Origin of the sequence: Mycolicibacterium parafortuitum (genome assembly GCF_010725485.1) — a bacterium.
Taxonomy (GTDB): Bacteria; Actinomycetota; Actinomycetes; order Mycobacteriales; family Mycobacteriaceae; genus Mycobacterium.
Map to the genome: position 1 here is coordinate 2326731 of NZ_AP022598.1, position 22559 is coordinate 2349289.

Consider the following 22559-nt stretch of genomic DNA (forward strand, 5'->3'; position numbering starts at 1 on the left):
TCGCAGGCGTTGATCGACGAAGATACAAAGATGCCTGCTAGCCCCCAGGGTCTCTGCCAGTTCATCGACGCCTCTCCGTCGCCGTTCCACGCCTGTCGCACCGCGGCGGACCGGCTGGTCGAGGCCGGGTTCACCGAACTGTCCGAGAGCGACGAGTGGCCGGGTGCCGGGGATCATTTCGTGGTGCGGGCCGGATCGCTGATCGCGTGGCGGTGCGGTGAGGACGACCGTGCGCTGCCGTTCCGGATCGTCGGCGCGCACACCGACAGCCCCAACCTGCGGGTCAAACAGCATCCGGACCGGTTCCTGTCGGGATGGCAGATCGTCGCGCTGCAGCCGTACGGCGGCGCCTGGCTGAACTCCTGGCTGGACCGCGATCTCGGCGTCAGCGGACGGCTGTCCGTGCGGGAGGGCACCGGGACCGGCACAGGGATCCGTCATCTGCTGGTCCGCATCGACGCACCGGTCCTGCGGGTGCCGCAGCTGGCGATCCACCTGTCCGAGGACCGCAAGGGGGTGGAGCTGAACCCGCAGCGGCATGTCAACGCGGTGTGGGGGGTCGGCGACCGGTCCCGCTCGTTCCTCGGGTTCGTGGCCGACGAGGCCGGCGTCGACGAGGATGACGTACTGGGCTTCGACCTGATGACCCACGACCTGAGCCCGTCTCGGCTGGTCGGCGCCGACGACGCCCTGGTCAGCGCGCCGCGGCTGGACAACCAGGCGACCTGCTACGCCGGGCTGGAGGCCTTTCTGGCCGCCGAGCCCGGCTGCGGTGTGGTGCCGGTGCTGGTGCTGTTCGACCACGAGGAGGTCGGCTCGCAGTCCGACCACGGTGCCCAGTCCGATCTGCTGCTGACGGTGCTGGAGCGCATCACCCTGGCCGCGGGCGGGAACCGCGAGGACTTCCTGCGCCGGCTGCCCGACTCGATCGTCGCGTCCGGGGACATGGCGCATGCGACGCATCCGAACTATCCGGACCGGCACGAGCCCGGCCACCTGATCGAGGTCAACGCGGGCCCGGTGCTCAAGGTGCAGCCGAATCTGCGCTACGCCACCGACGGCCGCACCGCCGCGGCCTTCGCGCTGGCCTGTGCGCAGGCCGGGGTGAATCTGCAGCGCTACGAACACCGCGCCGACCTGCCCTGTGGCTCCACCATCGGGCCGATGACCGCGGCGGGCACCGGGATCCCGACCGTCGACGTCGGCGCGGCGCAGCTGGCGATGCATTCGGCACGCGAGGTGATGGGCGCGGCCGATGTCGCCGATTACGCCGCCGCACTCGCGGCGTTTTTGTCACCGGCGTGACCTACGGTCAGGGCATGGCACTCAAGATCGAGATGATCACTTTCGACTGTGTGGATCCCGACGCGCTCGCCGACTGGTGGGCGGGCGCGGCGGGTGGAGACGTGAACGCCGTGGCTCCAGGCGAATTCGTGATGGTCGTCGCCGAGGGGCGTCCCACGCTGGGGTTCCAGCGGGTGCCCGACCCGACGCCCGGCAAGAACAAGGTGCACCTCGATCTGCACGCCGAGGACCGCGAGGCCGAGGTGGCCCGGTTGGTCGGGCTGGGTGCGCGGGAGACCGGTCGCAACAACTTCGGCCCCGAGTTCGAATGGGTGGTGATGGCCGACCCCGAGGGCAACGCGTTCTGTGTGGCCTGAGTCGCACCGGCGTCCTGGCTAGACTGGCGCGGTGACGTCTGGGCTGACCCAAGAGGTAGACACTGTCGAGCGGGCCGCGGCCACCCCCGGCCAGCCCCAGCCCTATCGGGAACTCGGGCTCAAGGACGACGAATACGAGCGGATCCGCGAGATCCTCGGCCGTCGTCCCACCGATGCCGAGCTGGCGATGTACTCGGTGATGTGGAGCGAGCACTGCTCCTACAAGTCGTCGAAGGTGCATCTGCGCTACTTCGGTGAGACCACCACCGAGAAGATGCGCCAGGCCATGCTCGCCGGTATCGGCGAGAACGCCGGCGTCGTCGACATCGGCGACGGCTGGGCGGCGACGTTCAAAGTCGAGTCGCACAACCACCCGTCCTACATCGAGCCGTACCAGGGTGCGGCCACCGGTGTCGGCGGCATCGTGCGCGACATCATGGCGATGGGCGCACGCCCGGTGGCCGTCATGGACCAGCTGCGCTTCGGCGCGGCCGACGCCCCCGACACCCGGCGCGTCCTCGACGGCGTGGTGCGCGGTGTCGGCGGCTACGGGAACTCGCTGGGGCTGCCGAACATCGGCGGCGAGACGATCTTCGACGCCAGCTACGCCGGAAACCCTCTGGTCAACGCGCTGTGCGTCGGCGTGCTGCGTAAAGAGGACCTCAAGCTCGCCTTCGCGTCCGGTGCCGGCAACAAGATCATCCTGTTCGGCGCGCGGACCGGCCTCGACGGTATCGGCGGCGTGTCGGTGCTGGCGTCGGAGACGTTCGGCGGCGACGAGTCGGGCAGCTCGGGCCGCAAGAAGCTGCCCAGCGTCCAGGTCGGTGACCCGTTCACCGAGAAGGTACTTATCGAGTGCTGCCTCGAGCTCTACGCCGCCGACCTGGTGGTCGGTATCCAGGATCTCGGTGGTGCCGGATTGTCCTGCGCCACTTCAGAGCTCGCGTCCGCCGGCGACGGCGGGATGAAGGTCGAACTGGATCAGGTGCCGCTGCGCGCGGCGAACATGACCCCGGCGGAGATCCTGTCCAGCGAGTCGCAGGAGCGCATGTGCGCGGTGGTGACGCCCGAGAACGTCGACGCGTTCATGGCGGTGTGCCGCAAGTGGGACGTACTCGCCACCGTGATCGGTGAGGTCACCGACAGCGGTCGGCTGGAGATCACCTGGCACGGCGAGACCGTCGTCGACGTGCCGCCGCGCACCGTGGCGCACGAGGGCCCCGTCTACGAACGGCCCGTTGCGCGCCCGGACAGCCAGGACGCGCTGATCGCCGACACATCGGCGGCGCTTCAGCGCCCGCAGACCGGCGACGAACTGAGGGCGACCCTGCTGGCGATGCTCGGCAGCCCGCACCTGTGCAGCCGCGCGTTCATCACCGAGCAGTACGACCGCTACGTGCGCGGCAACACCGTGCTCGCCGAGCACGCCGACGGCGGCGTGCTGCGGGTCGACGAGCAGACCGGCCGCGGCATCGCGATCTCCACCGACGCGTCCGGGCGCTACACCGCGCTGGACCCGTACACCGGGGCGCAGCTCGCGCTGGCCGAGGCCTACCGCAACGTCGCCGTCACCGGCGCCACCCCGATCGCGGTGACCAACTGCCTGAACTTCGGCTCGCCCGAGGATCCCGGGGTGATGTGGCAGTTCTCCCAGGCCGTCCGCGGTCTCGCCGATGGCGCTGCGGCGCTGGGGATTCCGGTCACCGGCGGCAACGTCAGCTTCTACAACCAGACCGGCACCACGGCGATCCTGCCCACCCCGGTGGTCGGTGTCCTCGGCGTGATCGACGACGTGAAGCGCCGTATCCCGACGGGTCTGGGCGCCGAGCCGGGCGAGACGCTGATCCTGCTCGGCGACACGCACGACGAACTCGACGGCTCGATCTGGGCCGAGGTGACCGCCGGACACCTCGGCGGCGTCCCGCCGAAGGTGGACCTGCAGCGCGAGCAACTGCTGGCCGAGGTGCTGACCGCCGCGTCGCGCGACGGACTGGTCTCCGCCGCCCACGACCTGTCCGAGGGCGGCCTGATCCAGGCCGTCGTCGAGGCGGCGCTGGCCGGGGAGACGGGCGTGCGGCTGGTGCTCCCCGAGGAGTTCCAAGACGGCACAGGCCCGTTCGTGTTCCTGTTCTCCGAGTCGTCGGGCCGGGTGCTCGTCGCGGTGCCGCGCACCGAGGAGAGCCGCTTCACCGCGATGTGCGAGGCGCGCGGGCTGCCCGCGACCCGCATCGGCGTCGTGGACCACGGACCCGAGGGTGGCGAACCCGCCGTCGAGGTCCAGGGCCAGTTCACCGTGACCCTCGAGGAGTTGCGGCGCACGTCGGAAGGCGTGCTGCCCGGGTTGTTCGGGTGACGGCGAGCGACACCGAGAAGAGTCCCCCGTACGTCTGGGCGTGGCACCTGCTCCGCCTGGACTTCACCGGTGTCGCGCTGGGGGCGCTGCTCTTCTGTGTGTCGCTGACGCCGTCGCTGCTGCCGCGCGACTGGTTGTTCCAAGGCCTCATCGGCGGTCTGAACGCCGCGATCGGCTACGGCATCGGGGTGTTCGTCGAGCGGATGCTGCGCCGCTTCGTGCTGCGCGATCGGACGTGGTGGCCACCACCGCGCCGAATCCTGCTGACACTCAAAGCCATCGTGGTGGTGGGTGCGCTGGGCGCGTCGGTGTTGATGGTCATCCCCGCCGCCGCGTGGCAACGGCAGGTCTCGGCGCTGATGGGGATGGAGGGCCCGACCACCACGGGCTACCTAAGGCTGCTGATCATCGCGGTCGTGGTCGCGGCCCTGTGCATCGCGGTGACGCGGTTGCTGCTCGACCTCATCAAGACACTGGCGCGGCTGCTGATCCGGCGCTGGCGGCTGTCCGACGAGCTGGCGTTGTTCATCGGCACCGCCGCCGTCGTCGTCCTCGTCATCACGCTGGTCAACGGCGTGTTGTTGCGAGGCTTCCTGGCCGGTGCCAATCGGGTGTTCCAGCCGCAGAACATCGTCACCGCCGAAGGTGTGACACAGCCGGAGGAGTCCGAAAGGTCGGGTAGCCCAGAGTCTTTCGCAGCTTGGGACACCCTCGGCTATCAGGGCCGCAGCTTCGTCGGCACCGGGCCGCGCGCCGACGAACTCGCCCGTATCAACGGTAGACCCGCACGGGAGCCGATCCGGGTCTACGCCGGGTTACAGACCGCCGACTCCGACGACGCGCGGATGGCGGTGCTGCTCAGCGAACTCGAACGCACCGGCGCGTTCGACCGCGAGGTCCTCGTCATCGTGCCGACCACCGGCACCGGCTGGGTCAACCCGATCGCGGCTCGCTCGCTGGAGATGATGTACAACGGCGACACCGCGATCGTCGCCTCGCAGTATTCCTATCTGCCGAGCTGGATTTCGTTCATGGGCGACCAGCAGAAGTCGATGGCGGCCGGCCGGCTGCTGATCGACACCGTCCACGAGCGCTGGGCGAGGCTGCCGGCCGAGCGCCGGCCACGGCTGCTGCTGTACGGCGAGAGCCTCGGGTCGATGGCCGGGCAGGCCGCGTTCGACTGGCTGCCCGACATCGGCCGGATGGGATTCTCGTCGGTGCTGTGGGTGGGCCCGCCCCACGCCAGCCCGCTGTGGCGCGCCGTCACCGTGCGGCGCGACCCCGGCACCCCGCAGGTCCAGCCCCGTTACGACGGCGGGCGAACCGTGCGATTCTCACAGGGCAACAACGCCGTGCAGATCGCGGCCGACTCCGCGACCCCGTGGGACGAGCCCAGAGTGCTTTTCCTGCAACATTCTTCGGATCCGATCGTGTGGTGGTCCGAGGACCTGTTGTTCACCCGCCCCGACTGGCTCTCCGAACCTCCTGGTCGGGACCGCACCGCCTCGATGCGCTGGTATCCGATCGTCACGTTCTGGCAGGTGGCCGCCGATATGACCAATGCCGCATCGGTGCCCGGCGGGCACGGGCACAACTACGGGGATTTCATCCTCGACGGCTGGGTCGGTGTCGCGCCGCCCGACGGCTGGACCGGCGCGGACACCGAGCGGATCCGCGCCGCACTCGCCGACACCGAATCCGAAGACGGCGTCTCCTGATGCGTGACGGGCTGCGCGCCGGCGCGCTCGCGCTGACGGTGCTGGGCTGGAGCGTTCTCGCGCCGCGCTTGCCGCAACGATGGAACCCCCTGCCGCAGATGGCATTCGGCGCAGCGTTGGCGGTGCTGTCCCGACGGTCTCTCGGGCTGCGCCCACCTCGGCTCTGGCGCGGGGTCCGGTGGGGGAGTGCGGTCGCGGTGCCGGTCGCGGCCGCGGTCGCCGCGACCACTCTGCTCCCGCCGGTGCGCGCGGGGATGGCCGCCCGGGAGCTGCCGGCGAGCCCGGCGCGCTGGCTGTTGCTGGGTATCCCGCTCGCGACGGTGTGGTCCGAGGAGGTCGCGTTCCGTGCCGCACTGCGCACCGCAGCCGAACAGGCGTGGGGGCCCGACGCCGGGAACCTGTTCGCGGCCACCGTGTTCGGGCTGTCGCACATCCCCGATGCGCGCGCCGCGGGCGATCCGGTACTGGGCACGGTGCTGGTCACCGGCGCCGCGGGCTGGGGATTGGGCTGGCTGCACGCCAGATCAGGCAGTCTCGCCGCCCCGATGATCGTCCATCTGGTCCTCAACGAGGCGGGCGCGGTTGCGGCACTGGCTATCCAACGCCGACGTTGCGCACGTGCGCGACCAGCTCGTGCGGCTCGGTCCGCTGGTCGTCGATCCCGAAGCTGATCACCCGCCGCGGGATGACGCGGATGATCGGCGCGCCACCGGATTCGGCCTGCACCGCCGTGCCCCGGATCTCCAGGCAGCGCACCCGCCACGGATCCCGGGACGTGACGTCGTCGACGACGAACGCGACCCGGTCGTTCGTCGCGACATTGCGGTACTTGCGGCTCTTGGCCATCTCATAGCCGGCGATGTCGATGGTGCCGAGCTCGGCGTTGTAGGCGAACCCGACCGGGCTGTTCTGCGGCGTGCCGTCGGGCTGGATGGTGGCCAGCCTGCCGAGGTCCGACTGGTTGAGGTAGTCGATCTCGAACGCTGTGAACGTCATGCACCGCACCGTAAAACCTGAAGAAAAGTTGAGGTCAAGAGTTCGGGCGAAACCCACCCGCGTGCGGGCTTGCCGGTGTGCCGCCGCCCTGGGAACGCCGCTCTGAGAACCTGGTGGCATGGCCGCCCGTCGTCCCCCCGATCCGGCAACCACGCGCGCCGCCGTGACCGCGGTCGCCGACTGGTTACGCGATGACACCGTCGCCGCGCCGCCGCGACCGCAGCTGGCCGAGGCGGTGCGTGCGACCGCCCGCACGCTGGCAGCGGTCGCGCCCGGTTCCTCGGTCGAGGTCCGCGTCCCGCCGTTCGTCGCGGTGCAGTGCATCGCCGGACCGGCACACACCCGGGGCAATCCGCCCAACGTCGTCGAGACCGACCCGCGGACCTGGCTGCTGCTGGCCACCGGGCTGCTCTCCGTCGACGACGCGGCCGCCGCCGGGGCGCTGCAGCTGTCCGGATCACGGGCCCGCGAGATCGCCGCGGCGCTGCCGCTGGTCCCGCTGAGCTGATCGGTTTCGCCCGACTGCCAACGGCTTTCGTGACCCATGCCGGAGTGTGTGCGGGCGGTGATGTTCACCCGTCGGCGAAACGACGGTCCTCGATTCCCGTTTCGGCGGAATCAGACCGTAGACTGGGCCGCGTCACCCCCAGCCCCCAGGGAGCAGCCTGATTGTGACCGCCGAACAGCTCGATAACGAGCCCAAGGAAGAGTGCGGAGTATTCGGCGTATGGGCACCGGGCGAGGAGGTGGCGAAGCTCACTTACTACGGCCTGTATGCGTTGCAGCACAGAGGGCAGGAAGCCGCGGGCATCGCCGTCGCCGACGGATCCCAGGTGCTGGTTTTCAAAGACCTCGGTCTGGTCAGCCAGGTGTTCGACGAACAGACGCTGGCCGCGATGCACGGCCACGTCGCCGTCGGGCACTGCCGCTACTCGACCACGGGCTCCACCACCTGGGAGAACGCCCAACCGGTCTTCCGTAACACCGCGGCGGGCACCGGTGTCGCGCTCGGGCACAACGGCAACCTGGTCAACACCGCAGAACTGGCCGCGCTCGCCCGCGACGAGGGCCTGATGAGCGACCACGGCGCCACCGCGGCCACCACCGACTCCGACATCCTGGGCGCGCTGCTCGCCCACGGCGCCGCCGATTCGTCGCTGGAACAGGCCGCCCTGAAACTTCTGCCGACGGTGCGCGGCGCGTTCTGCCTGACCTTCATGGACGAGAACACCCTGTACGCGGCGCGCGACCCGTACGGTGTGCGCCCGTTGTCGCTGGGCCGGCTGGACCGCGGCTGGGTGGTCGCGTCGGAAACCGCGGCGCTCGACATCGTCGGTGCCTCATTCGTCCGCGACATCGAACCCGGCGAGCTGTTGGCCATCGACGCCGACGGTGTCCGATCCACCCGCTTCGCCAACCCGACGCCCAAAGGCTGCGTCTTCGAGTACGTCTACCTCGCCCGCCCCGACAGCACGATCGTCGGCCGCTCGGTGCACGCCACCCGGGTCGACATCGGCCGCCGGCTGGCCCGCGAGAAGCCGGTCGACGCCGACCTGGTGATCGGTGTCCCCGAATCCGGCACGCCCGCGGCCGTGGGGTACGCGCAGGAGTCCGGCATCCCGTTCGGGCAGGGCCTGATGAAGAACGCCTACGTCGGGCGCACCTTCATCCAGCCGTCCCAGACGATCCGTCAGCTCGGTATCCGGCTCAAGCTCAACCCGCTCAAAGAGGTCATCCGCGGTAAGCGGCTGATCGTCGTCGACGACTCCATCGTGCGCGGCAACACCCAACGTGCCCTGGTCCGGATGTTGCGCGAGGCCGGAGCGGTCGAGGTACACGTGCGGATCGCGTCGCCGCCCGTGAAATGGCCGTGCTTTTACGGCATCGACTTCGCCACACCCGCCGAACTGATCGCCAACGCGGCGAGCAACAGCGCCGACGAGCACGAGGTGCTCGAAGGCGTGCGGCGCGCGATCGGGGCCGACACCCTCGGCTACATCAGCCGCGAAGGCATGATCGCCGCCACCGAGCAGCCCCCGACGCGGCTGTGCTCGGCCTGCTTCGACGGCGACTACCCGATCGAACTGCCGGGGGAGACCGCGCTGGGCAAGAACGTCATCGAGCACATGCTCGCGACGGCCGCGCGCACCGGCATCCCGGTGACCGTCGAGAACGACAACGCCTCCGCGCTGCGCAGGCCCTGACGGGTGATCACTGCGTCGTGGGACTGAACCGCAGCAGCTGACGCTTCCGGTCCGCGGCGCGTCCCTCCGCACGCAACTCGTTGCGCACCGCATCGAGGTATCCGGTCAGGCCGCCGTCGGGGGGCGGGATCACCGCGTCGATGTCGTGCTCGTGGCAGATCGCATCGCACTCCAGGGATTCGACCAGCGGCCGCGCCAGCCCGGACGGGATCGGCGTGACCAGACCCACCCACCAGCTCGCGATCGTCGGGGTCAGGAACGGCAGCACCACCATCAGCCGGCGCCGCAACCCCGCCACCTGCGCGTAGCCCTGCATCGCGTCGCCGTACTCCATCACGTCCGGCCCGCCGACGTCCCAGGTGCGCGATTCGCCGAACTCCGCGGTGGCCGCCTCGGCCAGATAGTGCAGGACATCGCCGATCGCGATCGGCTGGATCTTGTTGTGCACCCACTTCGGCGTGGTCATCACCGGCAGCCGGTCGGTCAGGTGACGGACCATCTCGAACGATGCCGATCCGGACCCGATCACGATGCCGGCCTGCAGCACGACGGTCTCGATGCCGGACTCCAGCAGGATCTCGCCGACCTCGACGCGGGACCCGAGATGGCGCGACAGCGCGGTGCCTTCGGGATGCAGACCGCTGAGGTACACGATCCTGCGGACACCGGCCTTCTTGGCGGCTTCCACGACGTTGCGCGCCGACCGGCGCTCCTCCTCGACGAAGTCACGCGAGGTGCCCATCGAATGCACCAGGTAGTAGACGACGTCCATGCCGTCGAAAGCCGAGGTCAGCGAGTCGGCGTCGGTGAGATCACCGCGCACCACCTCGACCTGGTCGCGCCACGGGGCCCTGTCCAGCTTGGCGGGGGTGCGCGCCATCGCCCGCACGCGGGCGCCCCGGCCGAGCAACTCGGGAACCAACCGACCGCCGATATAACCGGTGGCACCCGTCACCAGGGTTCGGACATCCTCGTCAGGCATGGCCGCGGGATGACCACTTCCGGGGCCACGCAAACCCCCGACCAGTGCCGGGGACGGGCACCGCGGGCGGCATGCCGGTCGGCGACAACCGGCACTGGCAGCAATTCGGCGGGAATGCGCGGGTAACCTTGCACCCGATGACTAAAGGGTTCGAACAAAGCGAGCGCGCCGAACAACACGGCATTTCCTATGCGTCGGCAGGCGTGGACATCGAGGCCGGTGACCGCGCCGTCGAACTCTTCAAGCCACTGGCCAAGAAGGCGACCAGGCCCGAGGTGAGGGGTGGCCTCGGCGGCTTCGCCGGGCTGTTCGCCCTCCGCAGCGGCTACCGCGAGCCGCTGCTGGCCTCGTCCACCGACGGTGTCGGCACCAAACTGGCCATCGCGCAGGCGATGGACAAGCACGACACCGTCGGGATCGACCTTGTCGCGATGGTCGTCGACGACCTCGTCGTGTGTGGGGCCGAGCCGCTGTTCCTTCAGGACTACATCGCCGTCGGGCGCACCGTCCCCGAACGGGTCGCCGAGTTGGTGTCCGGTATCGCCGACGGGTGCGTGCAGGCCGGCTGTGCGCTGCTCGGCGGTGAGACGGCCGAACATCCCGGGCTGATGGCTCCCGACCACTACGACATCTCGGCGACCGGGATCGGTGTCGTGGAAGCCGACGACGTGCTGGGTCCCGACCGGGTGAGGCCGGGCGACGTCGTGATCGCGATGGCCTCCACGGGGCTGCACTCCAACGGCTACTCGCTGGCCCGCCACGTGCTGCTGGAGATCGACCACATGAACCTGGCCGGTCACGTGGAGGAGTTCGGCCGCACCCTCGGCGAGGAACTGCTCGAGCCGACCCGCATCTACGCCAAGGACTGCCTGGCGCTGGTCGCCGAGACCCAGGTGCGCACCTTCTGCCACGTCACCGGCGGCGGACTGGCCGCAAACCTGGACCGCGTCATCCCGCACGGCCTGGTCGCCGAACTCGATCGCGGCACGTGGACGCCCGCCCCGGTGTTCGGGATGATCGCCCAGCGGGGCCGCATCGAGCGCGCCGAGATGGAGAAGACCTTCAACATGGGGGTCGGCATGGTGGCCGTCGTCGCGCCGGAGGACACCGATCGCGCGCTGGCCGTGCTGACCGCACGTCACCTGGATTGCTGGACTCTAGGGACCATCGAAAAGGGGAGCAAGGACGGCTCACGAGCTGTGCTCGTGGGACAGCACCCGCGGTTCTGAGGTCCGAGGAGCCGGGCGTGAAGGGCGCTCCCGGGTGTAGATCACACCCGGGAGGAAACAGCCTCAGCGCCGCCAGTCGTCCTCGTCGACCCAACCATCGTCGAAGGGCGCATCACTGCCGTTTCGGTGGTCGTCGTCGGAAGCGTTCGACAGCTCGCGCTGAAGCCGCTCGAAGTCGGTCTGCGGTGAGCTGTACTTCAGCTCACGTGCAACCTTGGTCTGCTTTGCCTTTGCCCGGCCGCGGCCCATGGGGGAACCCCCTCGCGCAATAACGGAGCGGCCTAATTTCTAGGCGGCTCCGATCTGAGTGTGTTTATTGTCCTGCGGTCAGCTTACCGTGCCGCGGGCCGTGCTGCTGGCAGGCCCTGTGGGAGCGCGCCTCCTGGGACAAAGCGAGGGTCAACGTGGCGCCCCGCCCCCACCCGAGCGCAGTCGCTCGACCGCCAACCGGCCCGCCCCGACAGCGTCGGCCGGCGGCAGCGAATCCGGGTCGATCGACGCGGCGACCTGGACGTCGCCGCCCGTCGTCAACGCGGTGTCGACCGGAATTCCGCGCTTGACCAGCGCCAACGCGATCACCCCTTCGTCGATGTGGTCCACCACCGTGCCGAGCCGCCCGACCACCCGGCCACCGGCGAGCACAGGATCTCCGGGTGACGGCCGGTCGCCGTCTCCGTCGAGGTGTAACTGGACCAGCATCCGCGGCGGCTTGCCGAGATTGTGCACCCGCGCGACGGTCTCCTGCCCGCGGTAGCACCCCTTGTCCAGGTGGACCGCGCCGACGCCGGGCCCGCCGATCCAGCCGACCTCGTGCGGGATGGTCCGCTCGTCGGTATCCACGCCGAGGCGTGGGCGCTGCGTGGCGACGCGGTGGGCCTCGTAGGCCCACACCCCGGCCGGGCGTGCGCCCGCCGCCACCAGAGCGCTGAACCGGTCGGCGAGACGCTCGCGCGGCACGACCAGGTCGACCTCCAGGCCGGCGCCGGGTAGCCGACGCACGAACCCGCCGTCCACCTCGACCGCGGCGCCCTCCGCTGGAAGCTCCGCCACCCCCAGGGCCGCCAGCAGCGCGGGCTCGGCGAGCGCGGGGCCGAGCAGCGAGAGCACGCCGAGGTCGGCGGGCTCGACCGCGACGTCGGCCCAGAAGATCATCTTGCGCAGGAACGCCAGCAGCGGTTCACCACGCCACGGCTCGGTGTCGATCACGGTGCGGCCGTCGAGTTCGGTCTGCAGCCAGTGATCTTCGACACGGCCCTGCCCGTCGAGGCTCAGGTTCTCGACGACGAGGCCGTCGGCGAGTTCGCTGACGTGCTGGCTGGAGATGGTGTGCAGCCACGACTTGCGCTCGCCGCCGGTCAGCGTCAGCACCGCCCGGTGCGACCGGTCGACGACGACCGCGCCGGTGGCCGCGGCGCGCTGTTCGCCGAGCGGATCCCCGTAGTGCCAGACGGCGCCGGCGTCGGGCCCGTCCTCGGGGGCGGGGACCGCTGCCGCTGCTTTCGACATCTGGGAAGCCATGGATCAACTCTACGAGTCCGGCACCGGCGGCCGCGGCTACGCTGAGGCCCCATGGCCGAGCATCCGGGCGTCGTCGTCACCCTCGACGGGCAACTGCACGACCCGCAGGTTCCGCTGTTGCACGCCGACGATCTCGCAGCCGTGCGCGGCGACGGGATCTTCGAGACCCTGCTGATCCGCCAGGGTCGGCCGTGCCTGCTGGACGCGCACCTGGGCCGGCTGGCGCACTCCGCGCAGCTGGTCGACCTTCCCGCCCCCGACACCGCGCGGTGGCGCGCCGCGGTCGACGTCGCGGTCGAGGCGTGGTCGGCCGGCGGCGGGAACGAGGGTGTGCTGCGGCTGGTGTATTCGCGGGGCCGTGAACACGGGTCCGCGCCGACCGCCTACGCCACGGTCGGGGCGGTGCCCGCCCGGGTGCACGCCGTACGCCGTGACGGGCTGGCGGCGCTGACCCTGGAACGCGGCCTGGCCGCCGACGGTATCGACGCGATGCCGTGGCTGCTGGCCGGCGCCAAGACGCTGTCCTACGCCGTCAACATGGCCGCGCTGCGGCACGCCGAACGCCACGGCGCCGGCGACGTCATCTTCGTCAGCACCGACGGTCACATCCTGGAGGGTCCACGCTCGACCGTGGTGATCGCGACCCCGACACCCGAGGGCCGAACCTGCCTGCTGACGCCGCCACCGTGGTATCCGATCCTGCGCGGCACCACCCAGCAGGCGCTGTTCGAAGTGGCCCGCAACAAGGGCTACGACTGCGACTACCAGGCCCTCACCCCTGCTGACCTCTTTGCCGCACAAGGGGTTTGGCTGGTCTCCAGCATCACGCTCGCGGCCCGGGTGCACACCCTGGACGGCAAACCGCTCGCGGCCGCACCCCTGGCCGACGACATTTCGGCGTTGGTCGACGCCGCGATCATCTGCGATCGCTGACCGCTAAATCGGTTGTCGGCCTGTCGAAGCGGGAGTACGGTCGCGGGTACACAGGGAAGGAGGTGGTCCGACAAATTGATTGACTTATGGACATGTGAGGTGGCTGCGAGCTAGCAGCGCCGGGAGAGCGCTTGTCGCACCTGTGCGCGCTGGCGAATTCCCCGCAGTCACCCGGCCCCCGAGCCTCCTGGTCTTGTCCGACCAGGAACAACGGCTCGGGGGCCGCTCCATGTTTCGGGCCGTGCACATCGGGCGGATTCTGCGATGATGCCGCTATGCATACGTCCTGGGCCGGGGGATGGGCGCTGGCCTGCGCGGTCGCCGTCGTCACCGTCTCGGCCTGCGCGCCGACGGCCGGCACCGCGCCGACACTGGACGCGACGAAGTGCCGCAAGGACGCACTCGGCACGCTCTACCCCGGGATCCTGACCTTCGGCGCCGACCAACCGGTGTATCCGCCCTGGTACAAGGGTGACGACCCGGCCAACGGCGAGGGATTCGAGTCCGCGCTCGCTTACGCCGTCGCCGCCGAACTGCAGTACGGCGGCGACGACGTGCGATGGGTGCGGGTGCCGTTCAACACGGCCCTTGCACCCGGGCCGAAGGCCTTCGACGTGAACCTCTCCCAGTTCTCCATCACCGAACAGCGGCGCGCGGCAGTGGACTTCTCCAGCCCGTACTTCGACGTCACACAGGCGGTGGTGACCGTGCGCGACTCCCGTGCCGCAGGGGTCACCACCATCTCCGGGCTAAGCCGGCTCACGCTGGGGACGCAGGTCGGCAGCACCGGACACACTGCCGCGTCTGACCTGATCGGATCTGGGTCGGTGCAGACCTACCACACCCTCATCGATGCCAAGATGGCGCTGCTCGGCCGGCAGATCGACGCGATCGTCCTGGATTTGCCGACGGCGCTCGCCGTTGCCGGCGACCTGCGCGACGGCGTCCTGCTGGGCCAACTACCGTCCGCCGGTGGGGAGGTCGAGCAGTTCGGCATCGTGTTGGCGCGCGACAGTCCGCTGACCCGGTGCGTGTCCTGGGCGGTGGACTCGCTGCGCGCCGACGGCACGTTGGTCAAGCTGCAGAACCGCTGGCTCAGGGACACCGGATCTGTCGCGGTGCTGGCTCAAGGCTGACGGCCAGCTCGCCCTGAACAGGCCTGTCGTCCATATTTTCCATTCACCAATGCGTCATAAGCCCAGTAAAACGCGTAGTTGACCCTGCCTCTCATTGAAGTTAATCTTCACTTCACATTGTGATGATCGACATGAGAGGACGCCGACGTGGGCGCAGGCAAGCTTGACGGCAAGGTGGCACTGATCTCCGGATCGGGACGGGGTATCGGACGTGCGGTCGCTGAGAAGCTGGCCGCCGAGGGCGCCCGCGTGGTCGTCAACGATCTAGACGCCGAGCCCGCCAGGGAAGCCGTCGCCGCGATCGAGGCCGCCGGCGGACAGGCCGTCGCCTGCGTCGGCAGCGTCACCGACCCCGAGTTCGCCGAGCGTTTCGTCGCCACCGCGGTGGAGAACTTCGGCGGACTGGACATCATCGTCAACAACGCCGGCTACACCTGGGACAACGTCATCCAGAAGATGACCGACCAGCAGTGGAACGACATCATCGACGTGCACCTGACCGCGCCGTTCCGCATCTTGCGGGCTGCGCAGCCGGTCATCTCCGGGCTGGCCAAGAAGGAGAAGGCCGAGAACGGGAAGGCCAACCGCCGCGCGATCGTCAACACCTCGTCCATCTCGGGCATGCAGGGCAACCCGGGTCAGGTCAACTACTCGACCGCCAAGGCCGGCCTGCTCGGTATGACCAAGACGCTGGCCAAGGAGTGGGGCCGCTACAACGTCACCGTCAACGCCATCGCCTACGGCGTGATCAACACCCGGCTAACCACGGTGACCACCGAGGAGAAGACGATCGACGTCGACGGCCGCGAGATCAAGGTCGGCGTCAACCCCGCTGTGTACGAGACCGTCACCTCTCAGATCGCCCTCGGCCGTGGCGGCGAGGTCGAGGAGGCCGCCGGCGCGGTGTACCTGCTGTGCGCCCCCGAGTCCAGCTACATCACCGCGCAGACGCTGGTCTGCAGCGGCGGGGCGTGAGCGGAGGAGCGGTGCCGGACCACCGTCAGCCGCCGGCGTACGAGGAGATCGACTACCGATTCGACGACGGCATCGCGGTCATCAGCTTCAATGCGCCGCAGCGCCGAAATGCGTTGCGCAACCGGATGTTGCGTGACCTGTGGGAGGCACTCGACTTTGCCGACCGCGATCCGGCGGTCCGCGCAGTAGTGCTGACCGGCGCCGGCAAGCACTTCTGTGTCGGGGCCGAACTCACCGGTCCCAACACGTTGATCGACTGCCTCGAAGAGGATCGGGCCGGGCACACGCCCACCGGTTACCGCGAGCCCGGCGGACGGGTGAGCGAGCGGCTCTTCGACATGCGCACCCCCGTCGTCGCGGCTGTCAACGGAGACGCCGTCGGCGGCGGGGCTTCCATCATGGCGGCCACCGATGTCCGGATCGCCGGGGAGACTTCGCGGTTCGGATTCGTGTTCACCCGGCGCGGTGTCGTCCCGGAGAGCGCGTCCTCGTGGTTCCTGCCGCGACTGGTGGGCTTGACCCGTGCCACCGACTGGGTGCTGTCGGGACGTGTCTTCGACGCCGCGGAGGCCTATGCGGCAGGGCTGCTGACCCGCGTCGTCGCGGCGGATGCCGTGCTCGACGAGGCAATCGCCTACGCCCGGGTGTTCGTCACCGAGACGTCACCGACGTCGGTGGCGCTGGCACGCAGGCTTCTCGGGCGCAGCTGGGGGCATGCGACGCCCCGCGCGGCCTCCGAGGACGAATCCCGCGTGTACGCGAGCCGACTGCGCTCCGCCGATGTGCACGAAGGTGTCGTGTCGTTCCTGGAACGGCGCCCCGCGGTGTTCCCACCGCTCGACGACGACGCCGCCGACTACTTCTGACCCCGACCCGGAGGACCACGTGGCCGCCTCAACACCGTTCACCGCATGTCAATACGGCACGGACGCCGAATTCACCCATGACCCAGCGGGTATCGCGAACTACAACGAGAGTGTCTACGTCAACTTCGTCGACCCGCTCAGCGAGGTCAGCGCGCTCATGCGAATCGGAAACAGGCCCACCATGGGCTATTCCGAGGCGACGGTGCAGTTGACGCTGCCCGGCGGGAAGATCGCGTTGCGTGCCGGACGGCAGCCCAAGGAGACCAACGACGATTGGTCCACCCAGGGTCTGGAGATCAAGCCCGTTGACGCGACCCGAACCTGGGAAGTCAACTACCGCAACACCGTCGCACTCATCGGCACACCGTCACTGCTCGCCGACCGCGGCAGGCAGGCACTGAAGAACTCACCGTCGGTCGAGTGCGAGATCTCGCTGACGTTCGAGGCGTCGGTGCCGCTGTTCACGATCGCAGAAGACGGCGACTGCACGCCGGGCAGCTCGCAGATCGCCACCGACCACTACGAGCAGTTCGGCCACGTCTCAGGCTCGGTCCGTCTCGGCTCGACGACGTGGACCATCGACCGGGCCACGTCCTTCCGCGACCATTCCTGGGGTCCGCGGGAGTGGGCGTCCTACACCGGAGAATGGTTGGCGGCCTGGCTCGTCGACGGCACCGCGATCACCGCGTACGGGGAGTTCGAGCCGACCGGAGAGCGGGTCTCCGGCGGCGTGGTCATCACCCCCGACGGCGTCTTCCACCCGGTCCGCGACTACACCGTCTACACCGACTATGCGGGCGAGGCGACATACTCAGGCCGCAACACCGCGGTCATCACCGCCGACGGGCTGCCGACGCTGGTGCTGGACGGCACCATCAACCACTTCGTGCCGGTCACCCAGCGCACGGCCGACCGCGCCGCGCGGATGGGTCAGATGTCTGTCCGGTACGCCGGTGGTCATGGCGGGTGGGGGATCGCAGAGTTCCTGCGACCCCTCGCATCTGGCGCCAAGTAGCCCCGTCGATGTATCCCGGTCCTCACGTCGGCGAACACCCCGACCGGCTCGCGGTGATCATGGCCGGCAGCCGTGACAGCCTGACCTACCGTCAGTTGGACGAGCGGGCCAACCGCGTCGCCAACTACTTCCGCTCGATCGGCCTGGGCCGGACCGACCACATCGCGATCTTCACCGAGAACCACCTCGACATGATTGTGACGATGTCTGCGGCCGAGCGGTGCGGGCTCTACTACACCCCGATCAACTCGTTCCTGTCCGTCGAGGAAGCCGCCTACATCGTGGACGACTGCGGGGCGAGGCTTCTGGTCACGACGGAGGCGAAACTCGAAGTCGCCCAGGGATTCCCGGATTGCTGCCCGACGGTCGAGCACTGGCTGACCATCGGAACGGATGTGCCGCCCGCGCCGTTCGCGAGCTTCGAAGCCGTCATCGAACGGCATCCGTCGACCCCGGTCGAGCACGAGCGGCTCGGCACCCCGATGTTCTACTCGTCGGGCACCACGGGACGGCCGAAGGCCGTCAAGCGGCAGCTGCCCGACGTGGCGCCGGACGAGCAGCTCGGGATCGAGGCGATGGGCCGGCGGCTGTTCCGGATGTGCGAGGGCATGACGTTCCTGTCGACCGCGCCGCTCTACCACTCCGGCCCACAGTCCAGCATCTCGATCGGACTGCGGCTGGGCGCCACCATCATCGTGATGGAACGCTTCGACACCGAGGGCTTCCTGGCCCTGATCGAGGAGTTCCGCGTCACCCACACCATGGTGGTCCCGACCATGTTCTCCCGGGTGCTCAAGCTGCCCAGCGAGATTCGCGACAGGTACGACTACTCGTCGCTGGAGGCCGTGGTGCACGGAGCCGCACCGTGCCCGCGGCAGGTCAAGCAGGACATGCTGGATTGGTGGGGCCCGGTGATCTACGAGTACTACGGCGGCACCGAGGCCAACGGCACCTGTGGATGTACACCACAGGAATGGCTGGCCAACCCCGGGACGGTGGGCAAGGCCTTCTTCGGCGAGATCGTGATCCGTGACGACGACGGCAACGACCTACCCCCCGGCGTTCCCGGCACCATCTGGTTCCGCGGCGGCAACAGCTCGTTCGAATACCTCAACGACCCCGAGAAGACCGCCGAGGCGCAGGATCCCAGTGGAACCATGTCCAAGATCGGGGACATCGGCTACCTCAATTCCGACGGGTACCTGTTCCTGACCGACCGGCAGGCGTTCGTCATCATCTCCGGTGGTGTGAACATCTATCCGCAGGAGATCGAGAACCTTCTCATCACCCATCCCGAGGTCATGGACGCCGCGGTGTTCGGAGTCCCCGACGAAGACATGGGCGAGGCGGTCAAAGCGGTCATCCAGCCGCTCGACCCGCACGGCGGAACACCCGAGCTGGCACAGCGTCTGGGCGAGTTCTGCGCCGAGCACCTGGCCCGGTTCAAACGGCCGCGATCGTTCGACTTCATCGACGAGATGCCCCGGCTGCCCACCGGGAAGCTCTACAAGCGGCAACTGCGAGATCAGTACTGGAAGGACATGGCGGGTGCGTAGAACGTTGTACACCGAGGAGCACGAGGCGTTCCGGAAGGCCTTCCGGGCGTTCATCGATCATGCGGCGGTGCCGCATGTCGACGCGTGGGAGCTCAACGGGACCGTCGACCGCGAGTTCATCCGGGCCGCGGGCGAAAACGGGTTCCTAGGCTTCGAATTCGGCCCCGAGCACGGCGGGCTGGGGATCGAGGACTTCCGCTACAACGCGGTGATGACCGAGGAGGTCGTTGCTTCGGGCATGGCGGGTGACCTGTTCTCGATGCAGAACGACATCATCGTGCCCTACCTGCGTGACCTGACCACCCCCGCGCAGCGTGACCGCTGGCTGCCCGCGTTCACCCGGGGCGAGTGTGTCACTGCCCTCGGACTGACCGAGCCGGGCGCGGGATCCGACCTGGCGGCCATCAAGACCAGCGCCCGCCGCGACGGCGACCATCTGGTGCTCAACGGGCAGAAGACATTCATCACCAGCGGCGCGACCTGCGATCTGGCGATCGTGTTGGTGCGCACCGGAGAACGCGACGGTCGCGGCACCACCTTCGTCGCCGTCGAGAACGGCACGCCCGGCTTCGAACGGGGCCGCCCGATGCACAAGATCGGCCGCAAGGCGCAGGACACCGCAGAGTTGTTTTTCACCGATTGCCGGGTTCCGGCGTCCAACATCGTCGGTGAGCCTGGCCGAGGCTTTGGTAGTGCCATCGCGAACCTGCCCCGGGAACGGCTCTCGATCGCCGTCGCCGCGGTGGCGTCGGCCCGGCATGCGTTGGAGCTCGGCCTCGAACACGCCCGTGCGCGTAACGCGTTCGGCGGCCCGCTGACCCAGTTGCAGTCGGTGCGGATGCAGATCGCCGAGATGCACACCGACATCGCGGTGCTGCAGGAGTACACCGACCGCTGCGTGCTGGCGCTCAATGACGGCGAGCTGACCGCAGTCGAGGCGGCCGGCGCGAAGTACAAGGCGACCGAACTGCAGTGGGAGGTCCTCGACAGGGTGCTGCAGCTGTTCGGTGGCTACGGCTACATGGAGGAGTATCCGATCGCCCGGATGTGGCGCGATGCGCGCATCCAGCGGATCTATGGCGGAGCGAACGAGGTCATGAAGGATCTCGTCGGACGAGCGGTGGTGGGTTGATGTCCAGGTTGAACGGACGTGTGGCAGTGGTGACGGGCAGCTCCCGGGGGGTGGGCCGCGGAATCGCGCTGCGCCTTGCCGCCGACGGAGCGGCTGTCGCGGTGAACTACCGGCGCGACGCCGAGGCCGCCGCCGAGGTGGTGGCGCAGATCGTCGCCGCGGGCGGCCGGGCGAAGGCCTACGGAGCGGCCATCGACGACGAAGCCGCGGTGGACGCGATGGTCGACGCCGTCCGGCGCGAGCTCGGCCCGGTCGACATCGTGGTGAGCAACGCCGGCACCGCGAGCAAGGGCCAGACCGTGGGGGACACCCCGGCGGCGGACTACCTGTCGCTGTTACGGGTGCATGCGCTGGGCCCGATTCATCTGGTGCAGCGGGTGCTGCCCGACATGCGTGCTGCGGGTCGCGGTGACCTGGTGATGATCTCCAGCAGCACCGTCGGTGAAGCGCCCGCGCTCTCGGCGCCCTACACGATGGCCAAGGCCGCGATGGAGATGTGCGTGCGCACGCTCGCCCAGGAGGAGCGGGCCCACAACATCCGCGCGAACATCGTGGCTCCCGGGCTGGTGGAGACCGAGATGGGACGCCGGCTGGTCCGGGCGGCAACCGGCGGCGGGTCGATCGAGGACATCGCCGTCGGCTACCCGTTCGGCCGGGTCTGCACCCCGGCCGACGTCGCGGGCGCGGTCGCGTTCCTGGTGTCGGCCGATGCCGAATACGTGACAGGGCAGCGGATCACCGTCGACGGCGGTGGCCGGCCGGTCAGCGTCGTCTGAGCGCGGGAGGAAGAGCATCATGACGGTGACAGTGACGGAGGGGACGGCGACGGGCGACGGCACGTCGGCGTTCCTCACCGAGTTGGCCGAGGTTCTCGGCACCCAGCTCGCCGACGGGCACACCGTGCAACTGGTCGACGTCGACCAGCGCGGCGAGGGCAATTCGTGGGAGACCTATCTGGTCACCGCGGCGTGGGGCGACCAGACCGCATCCCTGGCCGTCAAACGTGAACCGCTGAGCGGGATCGTGGGCAGTTACGACGTGGCGCGCGAAGTTGCGCTGCTGCGCGCGGCGCACGGACTCGGACTGCCGGTTCCCGGCGTCGTCGCGTACCGGGTCGGTGAGCCGGGCAACCGCGGGTTCTTCGTGATGGAGCGCCTTCTCGGCGTCGTTCCGATGCCGCACAGCGTGACCCGGATGATTCCCGATCCCGGCCACCGGGCTGCACTGGGACGGCGGGTGGCCCGCGAGATGGCAACCCTGCATGCCGCGGCTCCGGACGCCCTGACGTTGCCCGAGCTGGGTCCGCCGCCGGCGGCGGCTGACACCGGGCGCGTCGAGAACGGGCTGTGGCGGCGGACCTACGAAGAGGTCGCCACGGTACGCATTCCGATCCTGGATCTGGCGCTGGCCTGGCTGGACCACAGAGCCGATCACGTCTCGGGTCGGGTGTCGCTGGTGCACAACGACTTCCGGGTGGGAAACCTCGTGGTGGCACCGGACGACGGCAGTCTGGTCGGGATCCTCGACTGGGAGACAGCACATTTCAGCGATCCCGTCGCGGATCTCGCTTGGTTCTTCCAGCGCACCTCCAGGGGCCGCTCGCCGCTGGCGTGCAAGGTTCTGGCGGTCGACGACTTCCTCGACGAGTACGCCGAGGCGGCGGGCTGGCGCCCGGCGCCGCAGGCCGTGACGTGGTGGGCGGTACAGTCGCTGGCCAAGAGCGCCATCGGATGCCTGCAGGCAGTGGCGATCTACGAGCGGGGCGACCGTCCCGAACTGCGTTACGCGAATATGGCCCACAGCGTGTACTACAGCCTGGGATGGCTCGACCAGATGCTGCGCGACGGAGAATGGGGAGCGTGAAATGACGGTGTACACACTGGATCTGGACAAGGTGCACCAGACGATCAGGGCGGCCCTGGTCGAGCAGGTGCTGCCGGCGGTCGCCACCGAATCCGCGCGTGGTGAGCTGCACGCGGTGATCGAGATGCTCGACAACCTCAGCCCGCGACTGTCCTGGGACGGCGCCGGTGTGTCGGAATCGGTGTCGCGCACCCGGGATCTCGCCGCAGCCGTCGGCGCGGAGTCGACGGCGGCCGGCGACGGCATCGACGCGCTTGCTGCTGATCGTCGCGCCATCGCCGAGAAGCTCGCGGGGGCCTACGCCGAGGGCGCCGACCCGTCCCTCGTCAGCGCGGTCGCGCAGTTCAGCGCAGCCGACATCCGTGTCGAGATCTCCCGGGGTCTGCTACCCGGACTGCCGGGCTGACCGCCGCGTTCAGACG

The 22559-nt window shown here is 69.2% G+C and carries 22 protein-coding genes; 18 read left to right on the forward strand and 4 right to left on the reverse strand.

All coding sequences use genetic code 11. The annotated features are described in order from the left end of the window. Positions 1-30 precede the first annotated feature (30 nt). Genes NTM_RS11060 through NTM_RS11080 form a run of 5 tightly spaced genes read left to right on the forward strand, consistent with a single transcriptional unit; the run spans position 31 to position 6403 of the window. Positions 31-1305, forward strand: a complete 1275-nt coding sequence (locus NTM_RS11060; protein WP_163766316.1) for a M18 family aminopeptidase — start codon at positions 31-33, stop codon at positions 1303-1305. A gap of 14 nt (positions 1306-1319) precedes the next feature. Beyond that, the gene (locus NTM_RS11065; RefSeq protein WP_163766317.1) at positions 1320-1661 is read left to right on the forward strand and encodes a VOC family protein; all 342 of its coding nucleotides are present in this window, start codon (positions 1320-1322) and stop codon (positions 1659-1661) included. A gap of 31 nt (positions 1662-1692) precedes the next feature. Next, positions 1693-4014: a phosphoribosylformylglycinamidine synthase subunit PurL gene (gene purL, locus NTM_RS11070; RefSeq protein WP_104862407.1), complete on the forward strand. Its 2322-nt coding sequence runs from the start codon at positions 1693-1695 to the stop codon at positions 4012-4014. Further along, on the forward strand, positions 4011-5732 hold the full coding sequence (locus tag NTM_RS11075; protein WP_163766318.1) for an alpha/beta hydrolase: 1722 nt from the start codon (positions 4011-4013) through the stop codon (positions 5730-5732). The genes purL and NTM_RS11075 overlap by 4 nt, the downstream gene beginning before the upstream one ends. Then, the gene (locus NTM_RS11080; protein ID WP_104862405.1) at positions 5732-6403 is read left to right on the forward strand and encodes an Rv0804 family intramembrane glutamic endopeptidase; all 672 of its coding nucleotides are present in this window, start codon (positions 5732-5734) and stop codon (positions 6401-6403) included. The genes NTM_RS11075 and NTM_RS11080 overlap by 1 nt, the downstream gene beginning before the upstream one ends. Here NTM_RS11080 and NTM_RS11085 read toward each other — a convergent pair. Further along, positions 6327-6728 carry a PPOX class F420-dependent oxidoreductase gene (locus NTM_RS11085; protein ID WP_163766319.1) on the reverse strand — a complete coding sequence of 134 codons (402 nt, stop codon included), beginning with the start codon at positions 6726-6728 and terminating at the stop codon, positions 6327-6329. The two genes, NTM_RS11080 and NTM_RS11085, sit on opposite strands and share 77 nt — an antisense overlap. A 118-nt stretch (positions 6729-6846) precedes the next feature. On the opposite strand from NTM_RS11085, the gene NTM_RS11090 reads away from it, so the two are divergent. Both NTM_RS11090 and purF read left to right on the forward strand, forming a co-directional pair. Then, positions 6847-7236, forward strand: coding sequence for a sterol carrier family protein (locus NTM_RS11090; RefSeq protein WP_104862403.1), 390 nt, complete (start codon positions 6847-6849; stop codon positions 7234-7236). Between the two features lie 163 nt (positions 7237-7399). After that, complete coding sequence (gene purF / locus NTM_RS11095; RefSeq protein WP_104862402.1) at positions 7400-8932, forward strand: amidophosphoribosyltransferase; 1533 nt, start codon at positions 7400-7402, stop codon at positions 8930-8932. A 7-nt stretch (positions 8933-8939) separates the two neighbouring features. Here the strand turns inward: purF and NTM_RS11100 are convergent, their stop codons facing one another. Continuing rightward, the gene (locus tag NTM_RS11100; protein WP_104862401.1) at positions 8940-9914 is read right to left on the reverse strand and encodes an NAD(P)H-binding protein; all 975 of its coding nucleotides are present in this window, start codon (positions 9912-9914) and stop codon (positions 8940-8942) included. 137 nt (positions 9915-10051) lie between these two features. Here NTM_RS11100 and purM point away from each other — a divergent pair, with 137 nt between their 5' ends. Further along, a complete protein-coding gene (gene purM / locus NTM_RS11105; RefSeq protein ID WP_104862818.1) occupies positions 10052-11143 on the forward strand; it encodes a phosphoribosylformylglycinamidine cyclo-ligase in 1092 nt (363 codons plus the stop codon). Positions 11144-11206: 63 nt separating this feature from the next. Here the strand turns inward: purM and NTM_RS11110 are convergent, their stop codons facing one another. Both NTM_RS11110 and ygfZ read right to left on the reverse strand, forming a co-directional pair. After that, complete coding sequence (locus NTM_RS11110; RefSeq protein ID WP_083141816.1) at positions 11207-11392, reverse strand: DUF3073 domain-containing protein; 186 nt, start codon at positions 11390-11392, stop codon at positions 11207-11209. 150 nt (positions 11393-11542) lie between these two features. Next, positions 11543-12661 (reverse strand): CAF17-like 4Fe-4S cluster assembly/insertion protein YgfZ, encoded by a 1119-nt coding sequence (ygfZ, locus tag NTM_RS11115; RefSeq protein WP_232079685.1) that lies wholly within the window; start codon positions 12659-12661, stop codon positions 11543-11545. 51 nt (positions 12662-12712) lie between these two features. Between ygfZ and NTM_RS11120 the strand changes: the two genes are divergently transcribed. The 10 genes from NTM_RS11120 (at position 12713) to NTM_RS11165 (ending at position 22543) form a co-directional block, all read left to right on the forward strand. Then, positions 12713-13594 (forward strand): aminodeoxychorismate lyase, encoded by an 882-nt coding sequence (locus NTM_RS11120; RefSeq protein WP_163766320.1) that lies wholly within the window; start codon positions 12713-12715, stop codon positions 13592-13594. A 275-nt stretch (positions 13595-13869) separates the two neighbouring features. Next, positions 13870-14730, forward strand: coding sequence for an ABC transporter substrate-binding protein (locus tag NTM_RS11125; RefSeq protein ID WP_104862398.1), 861 nt, complete (start codon positions 13870-13872; stop codon positions 14728-14730). A 147-nt stretch (positions 14731-14877) separates the two neighbouring features. Further along, a complete protein-coding gene (locus NTM_RS11130; protein WP_104862397.1) occupies positions 14878-15705 on the forward strand; it encodes an SDR family NAD(P)-dependent oxidoreductase in 828 nt (275 codons plus the stop codon). Positions 15706-15716: 11 nt separating this feature from the next. Then, complete coding sequence (locus NTM_RS11135) at positions 15717-16571, forward strand: enoyl-CoA hydratase-related protein (RefSeq protein WP_104862396.1); 855 nt, start codon at positions 15717-15719, stop codon at positions 16569-16571. 19 nt (positions 16572-16590) lie between these two features. Continuing rightward, positions 16591-17586 (forward strand): DUF7064 domain-containing protein, encoded by a 996-nt coding sequence (locus NTM_RS11140; protein ID WP_104862395.1) that lies wholly within the window; start codon positions 16591-16593, stop codon positions 17584-17586. Between the two features lie 8 nt (positions 17587-17594). Beyond that, positions 17595-19142: an AMP-binding protein gene (locus NTM_RS11145; protein ID WP_104862394.1), complete on the forward strand. Its 1548-nt coding sequence runs from the start codon at positions 17595-17597 to the stop codon at positions 19140-19142. Next, positions 19135-20274 (forward strand): acyl-CoA dehydrogenase family protein, encoded by a 1140-nt coding sequence (locus NTM_RS11150; protein ID WP_104862393.1) that lies wholly within the window; start codon positions 19135-19137, stop codon positions 20272-20274. Before NTM_RS11145 ends, NTM_RS11150 begins: the two co-directional genes overlap by 8 nt. Beyond that, positions 20274-21050, forward strand: coding sequence for an SDR family NAD(P)-dependent oxidoreductase (locus NTM_RS11155; protein WP_104862392.1), 777 nt, complete (start codon positions 20274-20276; stop codon positions 21048-21050). The genes NTM_RS11150 and NTM_RS11155 overlap by 1 nt, the downstream gene beginning before the upstream one ends. A 19-nt stretch (positions 21051-21069) precedes the next feature. Further along, complete coding sequence (locus NTM_RS11160) at positions 21070-22137, forward strand: phosphotransferase family protein (protein WP_179963919.1); 1068 nt, start codon at positions 21070-21072, stop codon at positions 22135-22137. Between the two features lies 1 nt (position 22138). Next, the gene (locus tag NTM_RS11165) at positions 22139-22543 is read left to right on the forward strand and encodes a hypothetical protein (RefSeq protein ID WP_104862391.1); all 405 of its coding nucleotides are present in this window, start codon (positions 22139-22141) and stop codon (positions 22541-22543) included. Positions 22544-22559: the final 16 nt, after the last annotated feature.